Consider the following 17,049-nt stretch of genomic DNA (forward strand, 5'->3'; position numbering starts at 1 on the left):
AACAGCCCCCTGTGGTGCCGGGTCAGACGGTCGGTCGGTCGAGGTCGTGCGCCGGGCGGAGCGAGGACGGCGACGCGGGTACGTCGATCGCGTCGCCGGCCCCGGCCGCGGGCTTGAGGTCCCGGACGAAGAACAGGACGAGGGCGGCGGCGGCCAGCGTGACGGCGGCGGCGTACCAGGAGCCGTTCTTCATGCCCTCGGTGACGGCGGTCTGCTTCAGCGCGGCCAGGGCGTCGGGCGTGAGGGTGCCCGCCTTCTTCATCCGCACCGCGGCCTCCGCGGCGGCGTCGGTCTTCGAGCTCATCAGGGCGCCCATGACCGCGATGCCGACGGCGTTGCCGACCTGGCGGAACATGGTGCCCGCGCTGGCGGCGACGCCGACCTGGTCCTGCGGGCCGGCGGCGACGGTCAGCTCGGAGGAGATGGGCATCACGATGCCCATCGTCAGACCGGTCAGGAGCATGCCCGGAAGCAGCAGCGTCCAGGAGCCCTTGTCGCCGTCCGGGTCGATCAGGGTGAACAGCGCTATGCCGATCGCCATGAGGACGAAGGCCGCCACCAGCGCGTTGCGGGCGCCGACCTTGGCGGCGAGGCGGCCGCCCATGGGAGCGCCCAGCATGAGCATCAACGTCATCGGCAGCAGGCGCAGGCCGGTGTCCAGGGCGGACATGCCGAGGCCGTTCTGGAGATAGATCGAGACGTAGAACAGCGCGGAGAACATCCCCGCGCCCAGCAGGAATCCGGCCATGACGCTGCCGCCGAAGGACGGCCGCCGGAACCAGCTCAGGTCCATGATGGGCGCGCTGGAGCGCGACTCCACGGCCAGGAATGCGCCGAGCAGGACGGCGGACCCGGCGAACAGGGCGAGCTCACGGCCCGACGTCCAGCCCCAGCCCGCTCCGTTGATGAGGGCGAGGTTGAGGCAGAGCAGGGAGCCGCTGACGGTCAGCAGGCCGGGCAGGTCGAGCGGCCGGCGGCCCGAGGCGGGGACGGCGGCCCGGTCCCCGTCACCCATGCCCGCCAGGGCTGCGGCGATGACGATGATGCCGATGGGCAGGTTGACCAGGAAGATCCATTCCCAGCCCGCGTTGTCGACGAGCAGACCGCCGACCAGCGGGCCGAGGGCCGTGGCGAGACCGCCGACCGCGCCCCACAGCATGATGCCGAGGGTGCGCGTCCTTCCCTCGAACGCCGAGTAGACGATGGCGAGGGTGAGCGGCAGGATCACCGCGCCGCCGACGCCCTGGACGACACGGCCCGCGTGCACCATCGCGATGTGCGACCACCCGAAGAGGGAGAACTTCCCGGCGGCGCCGCACGCGAGCGAGCCGACGAGGAAGATCGTCACACCGATGGTGTAGATGCGGCGCTTGCCGAAGATGTCGCCGAGGCGCCCGGCCGTGACGATGAACACCGCCAGGGCCAGCATGTAGGCGTTGGCCACCCACTCGAGGTCGCTGAACGAGGCGTCCAGGTCGGTCCCCATCGTCGGCAGGGCGACGGTGACGACCGTGACGTCGAGCAGGGCGATGAACAGGCCGAGCAGGGCGGCCAGCATGGTCAGACCGGGTTTCCCGGCCCGGCCCGTGGTGCTCGGCGCGTTGATCGTTGACATGGGTGGACTCAACTCCCTTGGGTGAGGCTTTCGGCAGGCGTCACGGCGACCGGTGGCCGTCCACGAACGACAGGATCAGTTCCGCCACTTCGCGCGGCTGCTCCATGTGGCAGAAGTGGGTCAGTCGGGGGTCCAGGTACAGCTCGGCGCACGGCATGTCGGCCTTGAGCGCCTCAGCCCGCTCACCGGCGAGCCCGGCGTCCTGCGGGCTGCCGAGGACGAGCGTGGGGACGTCGACGTGGGCCAGGGGGAGCTGGGTCGCCGCGCTGTACTGGTCGAACAGGGCCAGGAAGGCCTGCGGGCCCATCCCGTCGAGCATCTTGCGTGCCATCGCCGCGAACACCTCGGGGTCCATCGACTCGGCGCGCTCCCCCAGCCGGGTCCGCAGCCCCGCCGTCATCACCGCCGCGAAGTCCTCCCGGAAGGCGTCGAACACCTTCCAGTCCGCGGGCATCGACGGCGGCCAGTAGAACGGGGAGAGCAGGACCAGGGCGTCGAACTTGGGCACCGCTCCGGCGGCGAGCCACTGGAGCACGGAGTTGGCGCCCAGCGAGTGCGCGACCAGCACCGAGACCGGCTCGGGGACGAGGTTGAGGCCGGCCTCGATCCACTGGGCCGCCGTGCCGCGCGTGCGCCATTTGTAGGTGCCGCCCGTGCGCCAGGGCATGTCCATCGGATAGCTGCGGAACCGCCCCGCCAGGAAGCGGGTCAGCGGTGTCCAGCTCGACCAGACGTCCTCGAGGCCGTGGACGAAGGCCAGGGCGGGCAGGTCCGCGAAGCGGTGCACGGCCAGTTCCTCGCCGTACATCGTGGACTCGTTGACCGCGGTCCACATGCTGTCGGCCCCGCCCGCGTTCATGCCGCGCCGCCGTCCGTGGCCACACGCAGCAGTACCAGGTGGCCCTGCGGTCCCAGGACACCGAACACGGCGTCGTCCTCGCCCGGCCCGTGCGGCACCGCGGCCGTGCCCGCCGCGACCGCCGTGCCCGCCGCGACCGCCGTGCCGGCCGGGGCCGCGGAGCTCTCGCGGACCAGGTGCCGGGCGAGCGCGAGCACGCTCGTGGCGGTGGCCTGCGGAGCGCCGCGGGTCACGGTGACGCCGGCGCCGCACCCGTCGGCCCACCGCCGGGCGTCCTCCTCGGCGCGCAGCGCCGCGACCTCCGCCTCCCCGACGGGCAGGCACAGGTGCACGGAGGCGGGAGGGACGTCCCCGAGCGAGTCCAGCGCGCTGACCAGCGTCCCGCGGGCGAGGCCCGCGTCCGACGCAAGGACCCTGCGGGCCCCGCCGGTCAGCCAGCCGTAGACCCGGGCGCCGCGCTCACGCGCCGCCTGCGGAGTCTCCAGGTGCAGCAGGCAGGCGCCCGCCGCGTCCACGGACGTTCCGGCGACCGTGTGCAGGGCGGCGGGCGGCCGCCCCTCGATGGCCCCGGCGAGCACGGCGTCGGCGCGGCCCGCGCGCAGCGACCTGCCGCCCACCAGCAGCGCCTCGTAGCCCGCCGTCAGCAGGTTGGACAGTGTGACGTTGAACGCCTTCATCCGATGGGCGATGGAGACCTGGCTGGCGGGGACGTTGACCGAGAAGTTGGGGCACTCCACGGCGCTGATCCCGGGAATGCCGTTCTCCAGCAGCGCCCGGTCGATCCGGTCGACGATCTCGCTGACCGCGAAGTTGGTGCCGATCACCACGCCGGTTCGCTCCGGCGACCGCTCCGGGAGCTCTCCCGCGTCGGCCAGGGCCAGGCGCACCGCGGCCAGCGCGGCGCGGGTGACCGGGGGCAGGAACTTCCAGCCGCGCTTGCCCAGGTGCTCGGCGGGGTCGAAGTTGTCCAGTTCGCGGATGCCGGAGCCGGTGTCGCCGCCGCAGGGCAGCGAGGCCTCGGCCAGCTGCGCCACGCCGATGCCGACCCGGCTGACGGGTCCGATGCCGGTGATGGCGGCCAGCGGCGCGGCGTCCGCGCCGGAGCCGCCACCCCGGCCCGCGCTCATGTCCGTGTTCGCGTTCACGTCGGTGTTCGCGTTCATGCCCGCACCTCCGCGGCCGTCCCGGGACCCTGCGCCGCGCCGATCGCGACGGTGATGTTGTTGCCGCCGAACGCGTAGGCGTTGACCAGCAAGGTGGTGCCGCGGGTGCTCTCGGGGACGTCCCGCACCAGCCGCAGCGAGCACTCCGGGTCGACCCGGTCCAGCGTGCCGACCGGTGGCAGGACGCCGTGCCGGGAGGCCAGCGCCGCGGTGACGCAGGAGAACGCCCCGGCCGCCCCACCGCTGTGCCCCAGCGCGGACTTGACGGCGGCCACGGGCACGGAGGCCACCATGCCGCCGAGCACCGTGGCCGTGGTCCTGCTCTCCGTGCTGTCGTTGGCGGGGGTGCCGGTGCCATGGCTGATGACCGCGCCGACGCTGTCCTTGGCCACACCGCCGCGGGTCAGCGCCTCGTGGGCCGCGCGCACGGCCTGGACCCCCTCCGGGTCGGGAGCCGTCACATGGAAGGCGTCGCAGCTCCAGCCCGCGCCGAGCACCGCCGCGTACGGGGTGCGCCCGCGGGCGGCCGCGTGCTCCGCGGACTCCAGGACGAGGAAGGCCGCGCCCTCTCCGTACACCGTGCCCGCGCGGTCGCTGTCGAACGGCCGGCAGTGCACGGGGTCGGCGGCGCCCAGCCTCAAGAAGGCGCCCATGGCGGGGCGGGAGACCGCTTCCGTGCCGCCCACGAGGACCACGTCGGCCTCGCCGTCGGTGATCATCTCGGCGCCGAGGGCGACGGCGTAGGCGCCCGCCGCGCAGGCCGTGGAGACGGTCGTGGCGGGGCCGCTGAGCCCCAGCTCACGGGCGAGGACCCCGCTGGTGCCGTACGGGAACCACTGAAGCCCGGTGAGCTTGCGCCGCCCGTCCCGCTCCGCCTCCTGGAGGTCGCTGTCGCCGTTGCCGGTGCCGACGCACAGGCCCACGGTCTCCGGCTCGGCGCCCTCGCCCGCGAGGCCGGCGTCGGCGAGCGCGGCACGCGCCGCCTCGACGGCGAACCCGCTGGCCCGGCCGATCTCCCCGTCGGAGCCCGGGGCGCCGTCGACCACATAGGTCAAGGAGCCGTCCACGGCGGTGCCCGGGTAGTCCAGGGGCCGCACCGGCACCTCGCCGCGCAGCAGGCCGTTCCAGTAGCTGTCGAGGTCATGGCCGAGCGGGGAGACCACACCGAGCCCGGTGATCACGATCTGCGGTGTCACGCCGCGCCCTCCCACGAGACGAGTTCGGCCGGTCTCATGACGGCGATCGCGGAGCCGACCTCGGCCACCAGCTCGTCGCCGACGTAGGACTCACCGCTGAGGAAGACGTTGTCGCCCACGTACTGGTCGACCCGCACCACGTGCCGCAGGGTGTCCCCGGGCATGACCGCGCGGTGCAGGGCGACCTTCCGGGTCGCGGCCAGGATCAGCGCACCGCTGCGCTCCCGGCGCTGGGCCCTGATCCGTTCCATCCACAGGATCGCGCCGCCCTGTCCCCACGACTCCATCAGCAGGGACGCCGGGTAGGCGAAGGCACGGCTGCCCAGGTCCGGGGCGAGCCCGGCGTAGCAGGGCTCGCTGCCGCTGACGGTCTTGGACGTGACGATCCGCTCGTACGGCTCCATCTCCAGGACCTTGTCGACGAGCAGGATCGGATGGGCGTGCGGGATCAGGCGGCGGATGGCCGCGTAGTCGTGCATGGGTCCCCCGTTTCGGCGGTGTCGGCCACCAGCCGGAATTGGATCTTCATTTGGGCCGCTCTGGCGCCGCCGCTGGTGCACAGCGCGGTCACGAGCAGGGTGTCGCCCTCCCCCGGGCGGCACTCGCAGTGGACGTCGAGCACGTCACCGGGACGCAGTGCGGTGGTGAAGCGCACCGACTCCAGGACCGCGGGCTCGGGCACGACGCCCTCGCCCCGGACCTGCCGCACGAAGTGGATCACCGCTTCGTGGACCGACTCGATGAGGAAGACGCCCGGATAGACCGTCATGTCCGGATAGTGGCCCTCGAGGTAGGCGTCGTCGGCGCGGACCGCCTTGCGGGCGACCACCTCCGTGGACGAGAGCACCGAGGCGGAGTCGACGGGGTTGTGCGGCGCGGCCCGCCGGCGGGGCGGTGGCGCGGCCGTCCCGCCGGCGGGGTCGGTTCCCGGGGCCGCGAGCGCGGCCCCGGAGGCGCTGGAGGCGCTGGTCACAGCGCCACTCCGCCGTCGATCTGGATGACCTCGCCGGTGATGTAGGCGGCCTTGTCGGAGACCAGGAAGGACACCAGGTCGGCGACCTCCTCGGCGCCGCCGTACCGCTTGAGCGGGATCGCCTTGAGCGCGGTGGCGCGGACCTTCTCCGGCAGCGCCTCGGTCATGTCGGTCTCGATGAAGCCTGGAGCGACGACGTTGACGCGGATGCCGTAGGGCGCGACCTCCTTGGCCAGGGCGGCGCTCATGCCCTGGATACCGGCCTTGGAGGCGGAGTAGTTGGTCTGCGTGGGGTTGCCGTACACACCCGCGATGGAGGACATGTTGACGATCACGCCCTCCTTGCGCTTCATGAAGCTGAAGGCGACCGTGCGGCAGAAGTTGAACGTTCCGCTGAGGTTGGTGTCGATGACGGCCCGCCAGTCGTCCACCGGCATGAGGACCATCGGGTTGTCGCGCACGATGCCCGCCGAGTTGACGAGCACGTGCACCGGGCCGAGCTCCTTGGACGCGTGTGCCACGAACTCCTGCACGCTGTCGTAGTCGGCGACGTCGCACGGGGCGTGGTGGACCTGAGCGCCGTGCTCACGCACGAGCTTCTCGGTCTCGGCGGCCGCGTCGGCGCCGCTGCGGTAGCAGAAGGCGATGTCGTAGCCGTCCGCGGCGAGCTGCACCGCCACGGCCCGTCCGATTCCTCGCGATCCACCGGTGACGATGGCCAATCGGCGTTCGGTCACTGCGGTTGCCCTTCCTGGGTTGCCGTCGCCGTCGGCGCGGCGGCGGTGTCCTGGTGGTGGCCCCGGCCGCGCACGCGGCCGAGGTGGTGGCCGGGCCGCGGTCGCGACCCGGCCGAGGTCAGCCGCAGCCGCCGGCGGTGTCGGCGTCCATGGCGCCGCGCCGCTCCAGGAGCTCGCGCGGGATGTCGGTCAGCGGGTCCTCGCCCCACTCGACGTCGACCATGGGATAGTCGGCCGGCGTGGTGTGGGCCGCGGTGGTGCGGCTCGGCGGGGTGTGGGCCGACGGGGTGTGTGCCGGCCGGGTCTCGGTCGTCGCAGCGGTCATCACGGTGCTCCTCACGCCTTGCTCGTCGCGGTGGCCAGCGCCTGCTCCAGCGCCGGCAGGAAGTCGTCGAGCCGGTCCAGGCCCCAGAAGCGGTGCCGGCCGACCTTGAAGTACGGGACGCCGAAGATGTCGTCCTCGTAGATCTGCATCAGGGCGCGCAGACCCTGCTCACGTATGTGCGCCTCGTCGGGGGCGGCGACCAGGGCGGCGCCGGGCAGTCCCGCGTCGTCGCAGACACGGCGCAGCAGGCCGGGGTCGCAGATGTTCTCGCCCCGCTCCCAGCGCGCGGCCATCACGGCGGCGTAGTACTCGCTCTGCACGCCGAGTTCCCTCGCCTTGAACCAGGCCAGGTGCGGCAGGTCCCACCACTCGTCGCCCTTGTCGATGGGCCACTTCATGGCGTAGCCGTGCTTGGCGGCCAGGCGCTTGGTGTCGTTGAGGATGTACAGGTGCTTGGCCTTGCTCATGGCCACGTAGTGGAACTCGCCGCCCGCGGCCTCCAGGGCGGCCGCGCTGGCGGCGTCCGGCTCGGAGAACGGCACGTACTCGATGAGTTCCTGGGCGTTGGGCAGGCGCTCCTCGAGCTGCCGGACGGCCATCCAGCTGAACGGGCTGCGCAGGGAGAAGTACAGGCGCGGCGGCTTCCTCACCGGGCACCGCCCAGGAGCGCCGCCTGCACATCGGCGTCGAGGACGGCCACGGTGCCGGCCTTCTCACCGCGGCTGATGGCGTAGCCGTGCATGATGGTGCCGGTGGCGGCGCGCTCGAGGCGGTCGCCGCGGCGCACGTAGCAGTCCATCCGCGCGGTGTACATCGTGTCGCGCAGGATCTCCTCGACCTTGAAGACCGTATGGACGGTCTCCTCCATCCAGATGTCGGAGAGCACCTGCACCCGGGCGCGGGAGACCACGGGAATCCAGCCGCGCTCCTCCAGCAGCCGGCCGATGGCCAGGTCCTGGGCGTAGAGGTAGCGGTCCACGACCTCCTCCAGGGTCCGCACGTAGGCGGAGTGCTGGAGCCGGTCGGAGAAGTGGCAGTAGTAGTAGGGGGCGCGCCAGTCCCACAGCATGGCGCCGGAGCCCTCGGGCGCCAGGACGTCGGCGGCCTCCTGGCCCTCCTCGATGGTCAGGGTCGCGGCCTGGGAGTTGTCCAGGGCGCCGACCTCGGGGACCACATAGGGCTCGAGGAACGCCGGGACGGGCTCGGTGCCGGAGCCGTCCTTGACGGCGACGAGCGCCACCCGGACCTTGCCCTTGAGGGCGGTCACGGTCTGGCCGTCGCGCTCCACGGTGAGGGAGACGGTGAACGGGGCGCCCTGGCCGGGCTTGGCCTTGCCCGACACTACGGTGGCGTACACCTGCTCGTCGACCTCGAGCGCCACAGGCAGCTGCACCGAGGAGTCCACGATCTCCAGGCCGAGGCCGTAGGTGTGGTACAGCGAGCGGGCTCCGACGCCGCGGTCGCGGAAGTACTGCAGAATCGCCTCCTCGACCAGGTACATGAAGTGCTTGAACCCGATCCAGGTGCGGATGTTCGCGCCTTCGTAGCGCGGCATGCCCACATAGCTCGTGGGCTCCCCGTCGAGCAGCTCGGTCACGGTCGGTTCTCCTTGTGAGTCGTCGGTCGGCCGGGCGGCGCGGGGGTCCCGGAGGAACCCGGCCGCGTCACGGCTCATCTCGTCGGCCTGCGCCACGTGGCAGAAGTGCCCGTAGTCCGGGCGCAGCCGGACGGTCGCGGCCGGCATCGCCCGGTCCAGCCCGGCGGCGCGCATCGGGGTCAGTCCCTCGTCGCGCGTCCCGGCGAGCACGAGGGTGGGCACGGTGATCCGGGTCAGGTCCAGATGCCCGGAGGCCGCGAACTCCCGGTAGAAGACCGGGAATCCGGCGGGCACCGCCCGTTTGAGGAGCTTGCTCTCCATCAGCGAGCGGATCTCCGGATCCATCCGGGAGGCCTTCTCGCCGAGCGAGAGGTGCAGTCCGTCCACGAGCACCCGGCGGAACGCGGCCTGCGAACGCAGCCGCAGCGGCTCGGAGAGGGTGAACCCGGCGGGCCGGTAGAACGGGGCGGCCAGCACCACGGCGGCGATCCCCGGGTCCCGGACGTCCTCCAGCGTGGACAGGTGCTCGAGGATGGCGTTGGCGCCGAAGGAGTGGCCCATCAGGGCGTGCGGCTGCTCGGGGACCATCTCCAGCGCCCGCCGCAGCCACCGCGCCGGACTTCCGCCCTCGCGCCAGGTGTAGGTGTTGCCGCCGTGCCAGGGCATCTGGAGCGCGTACACGGTGTACCCCTCCAGCCGCTCGGCGAGGAGGTTCCAGTTGCGCCAGGAGTCCTCGATGCCGTGCACGGCGACCAGCGCGGGGCCCTCGCCGGGCCCGCGCCAGACCTCCATGCCGTCGGCGGCGGCCACCTGGGTCCACCCGTTCATGCCACGGCTCCCGCGGGGGTGCCGGGGACGAGCTCCAGGCTCGCCCAGCCGTCCTCGCTGTCGCCGCAGCCGACGGTGGCGGGCGCGGCGCCCGGCCCGGCCTCGGCCATCCGGGCGGCGGCGGACGCCAGCCGGACCACTCCGGCGGCGCCGTACAGCTCACCCGGCTCACGGCCGGTGACGGCCACGGGCTCGCGGTGGCGCGCAACGGGCCCGCACCGCAGCCCGGTCGGCTCGTCCCAGGCACCGGGGATCCCGAGCAGGACGACTCCCGCGGCGGCGGCCAGCGGTGGGTGCGCGCCGGGCCGCAGCCCGGCCAGCTTCGTGGCGACCGCGTCGGCGGGCTCGACGCCCACCACGACCGCCTTGCGGGCCCGCCCTGACAGCAGGAGCACCCGCGCCAGGCGTACGGCGTCCAGTCCGGCGGTGGCGCCGCTGCACACGGTCAGGTTGGGGCCGGTGAAGCCGTACCGGATGGCGATGGTGCTCGCGATGACGTTGCTGGACGCGTTGGGGGCGTCCATCGGGCTCACCACGGAGCCGTTGCGCTCGCGCATGTCGGACAGCACGGTGCACACGGTCTCGACATTGCCGAAGTTGGAGGCCACGACAACGGCGGTGCCGGCGGCGCCGGGCAGGGGTTCGGCCGGGCGCCCCGGGGGCAGGCCCAGCGCGCGGTGGACCGCGCACAGCGCCAGCCGGGTCGCCGGCTCCTTGCCCAGCAGCCCCTTGCGGCCGAGGACCTCCTTGGCCCGCTCCGGAGGGCAGGCCGGCTGCTCGGGAGAGCCCGGCAGATCGGCGGCGGCCCAGCCGGGGGCGTGCACGGCCCAGCCGTCGAGCGCGAGCAAGTCGGTGCGCTCAGACATCGACAGCCTCCACGATCGTCACCGCGTTCACCCCGCCGAACCCGAACGCGTTCACCTGGGCCACCCGGGGGCGGGCCCGCAGCGGCTGCCCGTTCACGAGGGCGAGCTTCTCGGCCTCGGGGATGGGCGTGCGCAGGCCGACGACGGGGGGCACCACACCGGAGCGCATCGCCTTGAGCGCCACCAGGACGCTCATCAGCGCGGCGCCGCCGGAGGTGTGCCCGATGGCGCCCTTGATCCCGGTGACCGGCGGCCCGTCGGGGCCGAACGCCTCCACCAGGGCGGCGGCCTCGGTGGGGTCGTTGAGCGCGGTGGCCGTGCCGTGGGCGACGACCAGGCCGATCTCCCCCGGCGCGACCCCGGCCCTGCGGTGCGCGTCGCGCATGGTGGCGACGATGCCCGCGAGGTCGGGCGCGGTCTCGTGGTGGGCGTCGCAGCCCACTCCGACACCGCGGACGAGACCCAGGGCGGGCCGGTTCTTCGCCGTCCGCTCCGTCCGCTCCACCACGACGGCGACCGCGCCTTCGCCGAGCAGCACTCCGTCGCGGTCCGCGTCGAAGGGCCGCACGGTGTCGGCCGTGGTGGTGCCCACCCGGCCGATCATGGTGAGCATGGACTCGGTCATCGTGTCGCACCCGGCGGCCACCACCGCGTCGGCCTCGCCCAGCTCCAGCAGGTCGACGGCGAGCGCGAGGGCGTAGCCGGAGGCGGCACACGCGTTGGCCAGCGTGTGCACCTCCGTGACGTCCGGGGCCACCGAGCGGACCGCCTCGGTGAAGTGGGTCTGGGCCAGGCGCAGTTCGGCGCCGTCGCCGTGCCACTGCTCCACGGCGCGGTGCTCGCGCAGGCCCGTGCCGACGATCACGGCGACCCGGCGCTCGGCCGGGTCGACGCCCGCGTCGCGGAGGGCCTCGGCCACGCAGTGGGCCAGCCACCGGCCGGCCGACCGCGGACCCGCCTCGTCGTTCGAGGCCGGGTCCGTGCCGAGGCCGGTGCCCGTGGAGGCTCTGCCCGTGGAGGCAGGGCCCCCGGAGGCTGTGCCCTTGGAGGCTGCTCCCGCGTCGTCGATGCTGTACGCGTAGTGGACATTGAGCTTGTCCGGGTCACCGGTGCGCAGGGGGGAGACCCCGCTGCGCCCGGCGAGAAGTGCCTCGAAGGTCTCGTCGAGTCCGCCGAGGCAGCTGACCATCGAGCTACCCGTGATCGCCACCGGCACGGCTCCACCCCCTGACCACCGCGGCGCCTGCCGCGCCCTCGGCGGTACGGGCGGTGATGACCGAGATCTCGCCGTCACGGGCGGGCTCGGTGCGGTGCCGCGCGAGGAGCGCGGCCAGCTGGAAGGCACCCGAGGCGCTGAACGCCTCGCCGGTGGACTCCTTGACCCGCAGCCGAGGAACGTCGGAGCCGAGCACCGAGGTGACCGCGGCCTCCTCGGCCTCGTCCAGCCGGGTCATCCCGTTGGCCGCGGTGGCGACGGTCGCCACCTGGTCGGCGGTGACCCCGGCCCGCTCCAGCGCCCGGGTCAGGCAGGTCGCCAGGCCCTGGGAGAAGGCGCCGTCGGGGCCGGGCGGGTCGAAGACCCCGACCTCGACGCTGAGCACCTCGGCGTCCGGCCGCCGTCCGGCGGCGCGCACCGCGTCGGCGTTCTCGACGACGAAGACCGCCGCGCCCTCACCCGGCGGCAGGCTGCCGCCCTCGGTGGACTGTCCGTAGTGCACCGCCCACGCGGCCTGCGGGCTGAACTCCTCGATGGAGCCGGCCAGCAGGGCGCTCGCGTAGCCGCAGCCGATGAGATTGCGGCTGTAGCGCAGGACGTTGAGCATCGCCAGGGGGCCGCCCGCGATGGTCGCGTTGGGGCCCTGGAGGCCGTACCAGATCCCGGCCTGCCCGGCGGCGCAGTTCATCACCGCGTTGGGGAAGAGCAGCGGGTTGACCAGGTACGGGCGCTCCTGGACGAAGGTGTCGCGGCTGTAGTCGCTGGTGGACTTGGCGCTGCCCGCCGTGGTGCCCAGCGTGATGCCGATGCGGGCGCGGTTGTCGTCGTCCACCTCGAGGTCGGTGTCGGCGAGCGCCGCCTTGCACGCGACCATGCCGAGCGCGGTGCTGCGGTCGAAGAACGAGGTGCCCTTGCGGCCGAGGTGGTCGCGGACCTTGAAGTCCACCAGGGCGTGGGCGTCCTGGCGCGGCAGCGGCTCCTCGAACATCCCACTGACGTCGGCGGGCCCCGCGCCATGCCCGCCGATCGCGGCAGCCAGGGCCTGCGGCCCGATCCCGGCGCCGGAGAGCACTCCGAAGCCGGTGATGGCCAGGGCCGGGGGCCCGGTCGGTGCCGGGACGGACTCGGCGGAGAGCTCCGGGGCGAGCGTCATGAGGGCCTCCCCAGGATGACGATGGCGTTGTTGCCGCCGAACGCGAAGCCGTTGACCTGGGCGATGCGGACATCGGCGGTGCGCGCCTGGTTGGGTACCGGGTCGATCTTGGGCATGTCCGGGTCCGGGGTGTTGAAGTTGATGGTGGGCGGCAGGAACGAGCCCGCGATGCCGAGCACCGAGGCGATCGCCCCGAGGCCGCTGGCGGCGCCCATGGTGTGGCCGAGCATCGACTTGGTGGAGCTGATCGGCGGAGGGTTCTCGCCGAAGACGTCGACCACCGCACTGGCCTCGACGTAGTCGTTGGCCGGGGTCCCGGTGCCGTGGGCGCAGATGTAGTCGACCTCGGACGCCTTGACGCCCGCGTTGCGGTGCGCGATGCGCATGCACTCGGCGATGCTGTCCCGGTTCGGCGCCACCATGTGGTTGGCGTCGCAGTTGAGTCCGTAGCCGAGCACCTCGGCGTGGATACGGGCCCCTCGGGCCCGCGCGGACTCCAGGCTTTCGAGGAACATCGCCGCGCCGCCCTCGCCCGTGATGATGCCCGAGCGGTCCTTGTCGAACGGCGAGCACGCCTTCTCGGTGAGCGCGCCGAGGCGGTAGAAGCCCGCGTGCGACCACCGGCCGACCGAGTCGGCGCCACCGGCGATCATGTAGTCGGCCTCGCCGGTCCTGATCAGGTCGTAGGCGTAGCCGAGGGCGTAGTTGCTCGCGGAGCAGGCGGTGGACAACGTGACCGCGTCGCCGGTCAGGCGCAGTTCCCGGTTGACCGCCTGCGACAGCCGTGCGCTGGAGACCTGACGCACCAGACCCGCGTCGAGGCCGTCCAGTCCGGCCGTCAGGCTGTCGCCCGTGAGCCGCTCGAGGACCTGGGACTCCCCACCGGTGGTCCCCATGCTCGATCCGGCCCTCGCCGCGGCGAGCTCGTCCTCGTCGATCCCGGCATCCGCGACCGCGAGGCGCGCCGCGGATGCCGCGAAGAGGCTGGTACGGCCCCACTCATCGACAGACAGCCGCCGGACCATGTCCTCAGGCCGGAAATCATGCACTTCGCCGGCCATGTAGTAGGGGAAGCCGGTGGAGTCGAAGCACGCGATCGGGGAGACGCCGTTGACGCCCTCACGCAGTCCGGCCTCGTAGGCGGACGCTCCGATCCCGATGCTCGACACAGGCCCCAGGCCGGTGATGACTACCCGTCGCATCGGTTCAGCCCAGCCAGCCGGCGTGCTGCGCCAGGATGTTGTACACCTCGGTCAGGTTGACCATCTTGGGGAGCTCCGACTGCGGGATCTCGACCTTGTACTTCTTCTCGAGGCGGGCGAGGATCTCGATCGCGCGCAGGGAGTCGGCCTCGTGCTCCTCGACAAAGTGGCTGGTCTCGGTGATCTCCTCGGGCTCGAGCTCGAGGACCTCCGCGACAATCTCGCGGATCTCGTCCAGCTGCTCCTGCTTGTTGATGGCGGTCGTCATATCCGCAAACACCTTCCATTGGTATTCCCTGACGGACTCGCAGTTCGATTCCGCTGCCATTGACATTAGGCAGGGGCGGGCAGCGGATCCAGCGGGGATGGGCGTTCGCAATAAAGCCGCTCCGGGTGCGCCCCCAACTCCCCGGGAACACGAAGGCGCCCCGCAATCCCGACCCTCGGCCCCTTTTGTGAGGACCGTCACACGGAATTAACGGGGCGCCTTTGTTATTTGTCATTCAACCGGGGAGAACATGCTCGCTCCGCACGCCGGCGCGTACGCCGGGGCGGTTCACGGTGCCGCCTGCACGGCGGACCGGGGGCGGTTGACGGCGATGAGCGAGCCGACGACGGCGACGCACCGCGTTCCCGCCCAGATCTCCCCGGACATGAACGCGTTGCCGGAGACCAGTTGCTCCAGGCGTACGACGTGCCGAAGCGCCTCTCCCGGCCCCACGCCTCCGGCGAACCGGCAGTCGCGGATCGCGGCGAGCATCAGCACCCCGTCGGGCACTTCGACCCCGGCGCCGACCAGCCACAGCAGCGCGGCGCTCTGCCCGAACGACTCGAAGGCGAGCGATCGGGGGTAGGCGTACCGCGCCGTCGGCAGGCCCTCCGGCATCTCCTGGTAGCACGGCTCGCTGCCGGTGACCGCCTTGACCGCCGAGATCCCCCGGCCGGGCTCGACCGAGACCACCCGGTCCACCAGCAGCATCGGATGGCGGACCGGCAGGAGTTCGCGGATACGGGCGTGGTCGATCACCGGTTCACCGTCGGCGGGACCGGGCGGCGCGGTGGGCGGGGCGAGGGACTCCAGTCCGCGCGGCACGCCCACCAGCACCTTCAACGTGGCCACGGCGGTGCCGTCCTGGCGGGTGCACCGGGCGTTGACCGCCCAGCGCTCCCCCTCCGGCTGCGGCTCCAGCCCGGCGTCGATGGTGATCTCCTCACCGCCGAGCATCGGGGCGAGCAGCCGGGCGGAGCGCACCTCCAGCAGCTCGGGAGGGTCGGCGAGGCCGAACGCCTGGGCCACCGCCTGCCGTACGCCTTCCAGGAGGAACACGGCGGGCAGCATGGTCAGGCCGGGGAAGTGGCCGGCCATGTACGGGTCCTCGGCGGTGACCAGCTTGGCGGCGCGCAGCCGCAGGCCGCCGTCGAGGGTGAGGAGTTCGACGCGGTCCACCGCCCGCAGCGGCGCGGCGAACGAGCGTTGGCGCGGGGCGATCGATGCTGTCCCCACCGCGACCGCCCCCTTCGCGACCGCCCCCTTCGCGACCGCCCCTTTGGCGTCGGCACCCTTCGCGGCGGCGCCCACTGCCACGGAGGCGGCGGCCGCGCTCACACCGGGACCTTGACGCCGGGCGCCTCGGCGCCGCTGTCCTGCTCCCGCGCCGGGGGCATGAGGACCGAGCTGGGGCGCAGCGCGGTCATCACGCTCTCCACGACGAGCACCTGCCGGCCGTCCGCCGTGGTGGTCGTGCCCTCGAAGAACCAGGTGCCCTCCAGCGCGCGGCTGATCCGCACCTCGTGCCGCAGCAGGTCACCGGGCAGTACCGGCCCGTGCACCTGGATGCCCGAGATCCCGCCGAACAGGGCCACCTGGTCGGCCACGACCTCACGGGGCTGGTCCCAGGCGGCGAGCAGGGCGGCGCTCTGGCACCACGACTCGACCAGCAGGGCCGTCGGATACGCGTACCCGGAGTCCGGGGTGTCGTCGGGCAGTTGCTGGTACCACGGCTCGTTGCAGGTCACGGCCTTGAGGCAGACGATCCGGTCCCCCGGCTCCACTTCGAGCACCCGGTCCACCAGGAGCATCGGGAAGCGGTGGGGGATGAGCGCCTTGAGGCTCGCCACTCCGGTCACTCCGGTCGGACCGGTCACACCGTTCGCGTGCTCGAGAACGCGTCCGACGCTCATACGAACCACACTCCGTCGTACTCGGGCCAGCGGGCGGCCAGCTCATTGGTGTCCAGGACTTCCACACCCGGCACGACGTCGTCCGGTCCGAAGCCCAGCGCCCGAAGGTCCGGCTCGTCGACCATGACAGGAACGCCCTCGGTGATCAGCTGCCGCACCGAGGTGCGGTAGTCCGGCAGGGTGTCCATGCGCACGGGCCCGAACTCCACGACGGGCTGGTAGATGTCCTCGTCCACCGCGAGGGTGACGGCCGCTCCCCGCAGGGCCAGCGCCACCGCGCCCAACTGGGCCCGGAAGTCGAGGATGCCGTAGAGGGCGTCGAAGAACTGCACCTCGACGGCGCCCCGGTAGGCCCGGTCGATCACCCCGAGCACGCGGTATTCGGACATCAGGCACCCCCGATGAAGACGGTCTTGTCGGCGCCCTCGATCGTGGAGACGAAGCGCATGGGCGAGCGGAAGCGCACCTCGTTGATGTGGCTGGTCGCACCGCGTTCGGCGCTGCACGCCGTGCAGGCGATCCACGCGAAGGTGCCGGGGTTGGCCGCCAGCATGTCGCGCACGACGCGCGAACTGGAGGGGTAGACGCCCTCCGGGTCGCGGGTGTTGATGAGCTTGGTGTCGCCGTGCGTCGTCTGCGTCAGCATGTTGGCGTAGCCGCAGGCCCACAGCCGCACCGTCCTCCCCTGGTCCAGCACGGACTGGGCCAGCCGCAGGGCCGAGGTGATGACGTCGTTCGAGTGCGGGGCCGCGGTCACCACGAGCAGGAGGTCCCAGCGGCGCTGGGTGATGGTCCCGGCCATCAGTGCCACACCGCCCGGCAGCTCTCGGACATCAGCAGCTCGGCCGCCCTGTCCATGCCCACCACGGTCACATGCGGGGAGAGCGAACGGGCGGCGAGCGCGCGCTGCGCCGCCGAGAAGTCGTCCACCCACACCTCGGCGCCCGCCTTGGCCAGGCGCTCCAACTGGGGCACACCGGGCGCGGCGGCGAAGACGCCGTCCTGCACCAGGAACACCCGGACCTCGTGGCCCGCCTCGGCGAGCACCCGGGCGTCGTCCAGGAACCGGCCGGCGTTCGGCCCGGCCCAGGTCCCCTGGCTTTCGATCAGCAGATATCGTGACGGATCGTCCACAGGC

The 17,049-nt window shown here is 72.7% G+C and carries 20 protein-coding genes; all 20 read right to left on the reverse strand.

Annotated features, from left to right (window positions below):
• Nucleotides 1–22: 22 nt before the first annotated feature.
• The 20 genes from IEY86_RS00255 to IEY86_RS00350 all read right to left on the reverse strand — a co-directional run bounded on the left by IEY86_RS00255 (nucleotide 23) and on the right by IEY86_RS00350 (nucleotide 17,045).
• Entirely contained in the window at nucleotides 23–1,615 is a 1,593-nt protein-coding gene (locus IEY86_RS00255) for an MFS transporter (protein ID WP_189129373.1), read from the reverse strand.
• Nucleotides 1,616–1,655: 40 nt separating this feature from the next.
• A complete protein-coding gene (locus tag IEY86_RS00260; protein WP_189129374.1) occupies nucleotides 1,656–2,474 on the reverse strand; it encodes an alpha/beta fold hydrolase in 819 nt (272 codons plus the stop codon).
• Complete coding sequence (locus tag IEY86_RS00265) at nucleotides 2,471–3,637, reverse strand: beta-ketoacyl synthase N-terminal-like domain-containing protein (protein ID WP_189129375.1); 1,167 nt, start codon at nucleotides 3,635–3,637, stop codon at nucleotides 2,471–2,473. The genes IEY86_RS00260 and IEY86_RS00265 overlap by 4 nt, the downstream gene beginning before the upstream one ends.
• A complete protein-coding gene (locus tag IEY86_RS00270; RefSeq protein WP_189129376.1) occupies nucleotides 3,634–4,833 on the reverse strand; it encodes a beta-ketoacyl-[acyl-carrier-protein] synthase family protein in 1,200 nt (399 codons plus the stop codon). The genes IEY86_RS00265 and IEY86_RS00270 overlap by 4 nt, the downstream gene beginning before the upstream one ends.
• Complete coding sequence (locus tag IEY86_RS00275) at nucleotides 4,830–5,312, reverse strand: 3-hydroxyacyl-ACP dehydratase FabZ family protein (protein WP_189129377.1); 483 nt, start codon at nucleotides 5,310–5,312, stop codon at nucleotides 4,830–4,832. Before IEY86_RS00275 ends, IEY86_RS00270 begins: the two co-directional genes overlap by 4 nt.
• Entirely contained in the window at nucleotides 5,282–5,806 is a 525-nt protein-coding gene (locus tag IEY86_RS00280; protein ID WP_189129378.1) for a 3-hydroxyacyl-ACP dehydratase FabZ family protein, read from the reverse strand. Before IEY86_RS00280 ends, IEY86_RS00275 begins: the two co-directional genes overlap by 31 nt.
• A complete protein-coding gene (gene fabG, locus IEY86_RS00285) occupies nucleotides 5,803–6,543 on the reverse strand; it encodes a 3-oxoacyl-[acyl-carrier-protein] reductase (RefSeq protein WP_189129379.1) in 741 nt (246 codons plus the stop codon). Before fabG ends, IEY86_RS00280 begins: the two co-directional genes overlap by 4 nt.
• 118 nt (nucleotides 6,544–6,661) lie before the next feature.
• A complete protein-coding gene (locus IEY86_RS00290) occupies nucleotides 6,662–6,868 on the reverse strand; it encodes a hypothetical protein (protein ID WP_189129380.1) in 207 nt (68 codons plus the stop codon).
• An 11-nt stretch (nucleotides 6,869–6,879) separates the two neighbouring features.
• On the reverse strand, nucleotides 6,880–7,518 hold the full coding sequence (locus tag IEY86_RS00295; RefSeq protein ID WP_189129381.1) for a 2-hydroxychromene-2-carboxylate isomerase: 639 nt from the start codon (nucleotides 7,516–7,518) through the stop codon (nucleotides 6,880–6,882).
• On the reverse strand, nucleotides 7,515–9,293 hold the full coding sequence (locus IEY86_RS00300) for an alpha/beta fold hydrolase (RefSeq protein WP_189129382.1): 1,779 nt from the start codon (nucleotides 9,291–9,293) through the stop codon (nucleotides 7,515–7,517). The genes IEY86_RS00295 and IEY86_RS00300 overlap by 4 nt, the downstream gene beginning before the upstream one ends.
• On the reverse strand, nucleotides 9,290–10,159 hold the full coding sequence (locus IEY86_RS00305) for a beta-ketoacyl synthase N-terminal-like domain-containing protein (RefSeq protein ID WP_189129383.1): 870 nt from the start codon (nucleotides 10,157–10,159) through the stop codon (nucleotides 9,290–9,292). The genes IEY86_RS00300 and IEY86_RS00305 overlap by 4 nt, the downstream gene beginning before the upstream one ends.
• Nucleotides 10,152–11,369: a beta-ketoacyl-[acyl-carrier-protein] synthase family protein gene (locus tag IEY86_RS00310; RefSeq protein ID WP_229698047.1), complete on the reverse strand. Its 1,218-nt coding sequence runs from the start codon at nucleotides 11,367–11,369 to the stop codon at nucleotides 10,152–10,154. Before IEY86_RS00310 ends, IEY86_RS00305 begins: the two co-directional genes overlap by 8 nt.
• On the reverse strand, nucleotides 11,353–12,528 hold the full coding sequence (locus IEY86_RS00315) for a beta-ketoacyl synthase N-terminal-like domain-containing protein (RefSeq protein ID WP_189129385.1): 1,176 nt from the start codon (nucleotides 12,526–12,528) through the stop codon (nucleotides 11,353–11,355). The genes IEY86_RS00310 and IEY86_RS00315 overlap by 17 nt, the downstream gene beginning before the upstream one ends.
• On the reverse strand, nucleotides 12,525–13,730 hold the full coding sequence (locus IEY86_RS00320) for a beta-ketoacyl-[acyl-carrier-protein] synthase family protein (protein WP_189129386.1): 1,206 nt from the start codon (nucleotides 13,728–13,730) through the stop codon (nucleotides 12,525–12,527). The genes IEY86_RS00315 and IEY86_RS00320 overlap by 4 nt, the downstream gene beginning before the upstream one ends.
• Before the next feature lie 4 nt (nucleotides 13,731–13,734).
• A complete protein-coding gene (locus tag IEY86_RS00325; protein ID WP_189129387.1) occupies nucleotides 13,735–13,998 on the reverse strand; it encodes an acyl carrier protein in 264 nt (87 codons plus the stop codon).
• Nucleotides 13,999–14,286: 288 nt separating this feature from the next.
• Complete coding sequence (locus IEY86_RS00330) at nucleotides 14,287–15,336, reverse strand: hotdog family protein (protein WP_189129388.1); 1,050 nt, start codon at nucleotides 15,334–15,336, stop codon at nucleotides 14,287–14,289.
• On the reverse strand, nucleotides 15,333–15,911 hold the full coding sequence (locus IEY86_RS00335; protein ID WP_229698048.1) for a 3-hydroxyacyl-ACP dehydratase FabZ family protein: 579 nt from the start codon (nucleotides 15,909–15,911) through the stop codon (nucleotides 15,333–15,335). The genes IEY86_RS00330 and IEY86_RS00335 overlap by 4 nt, the downstream gene beginning before the upstream one ends.
• Nucleotides 15,908–16,300 (reverse strand): hypothetical protein, encoded by a 393-nt coding sequence (locus tag IEY86_RS00340; RefSeq protein ID WP_189129389.1) that lies wholly within the window; start codon nucleotides 16,298–16,300, stop codon nucleotides 15,908–15,910. The genes IEY86_RS00335 and IEY86_RS00340 overlap by 4 nt, the downstream gene beginning before the upstream one ends.
• Nucleotides 16,300–16,713: a hypothetical protein gene (locus IEY86_RS00345; protein WP_189129390.1), complete on the reverse strand. Its 414-nt coding sequence runs from the start codon at nucleotides 16,711–16,713 to the stop codon at nucleotides 16,300–16,302. The genes IEY86_RS00340 and IEY86_RS00345 overlap by 1 nt, the downstream gene beginning before the upstream one ends.
• Nucleotides 16,713–17,045 (reverse strand): DsrE family protein, encoded by a 333-nt coding sequence (locus IEY86_RS00350; protein WP_229698049.1) that lies wholly within the window; start codon nucleotides 17,043–17,045, stop codon nucleotides 16,713–16,715. The genes IEY86_RS00345 and IEY86_RS00350 overlap by 1 nt, the downstream gene beginning before the upstream one ends.
• Nucleotides 17,046–17,049: the final 4 nt, after the last annotated feature.

The organism is Wenjunlia tyrosinilytica (assembly GCF_014646055.1).
GTDB classification, from domain to species: Bacteria; Actinomycetota; Actinomycetes; order Streptomycetales; family Streptomycetaceae; genus Wenjunlia; species Wenjunlia tyrosinilytica.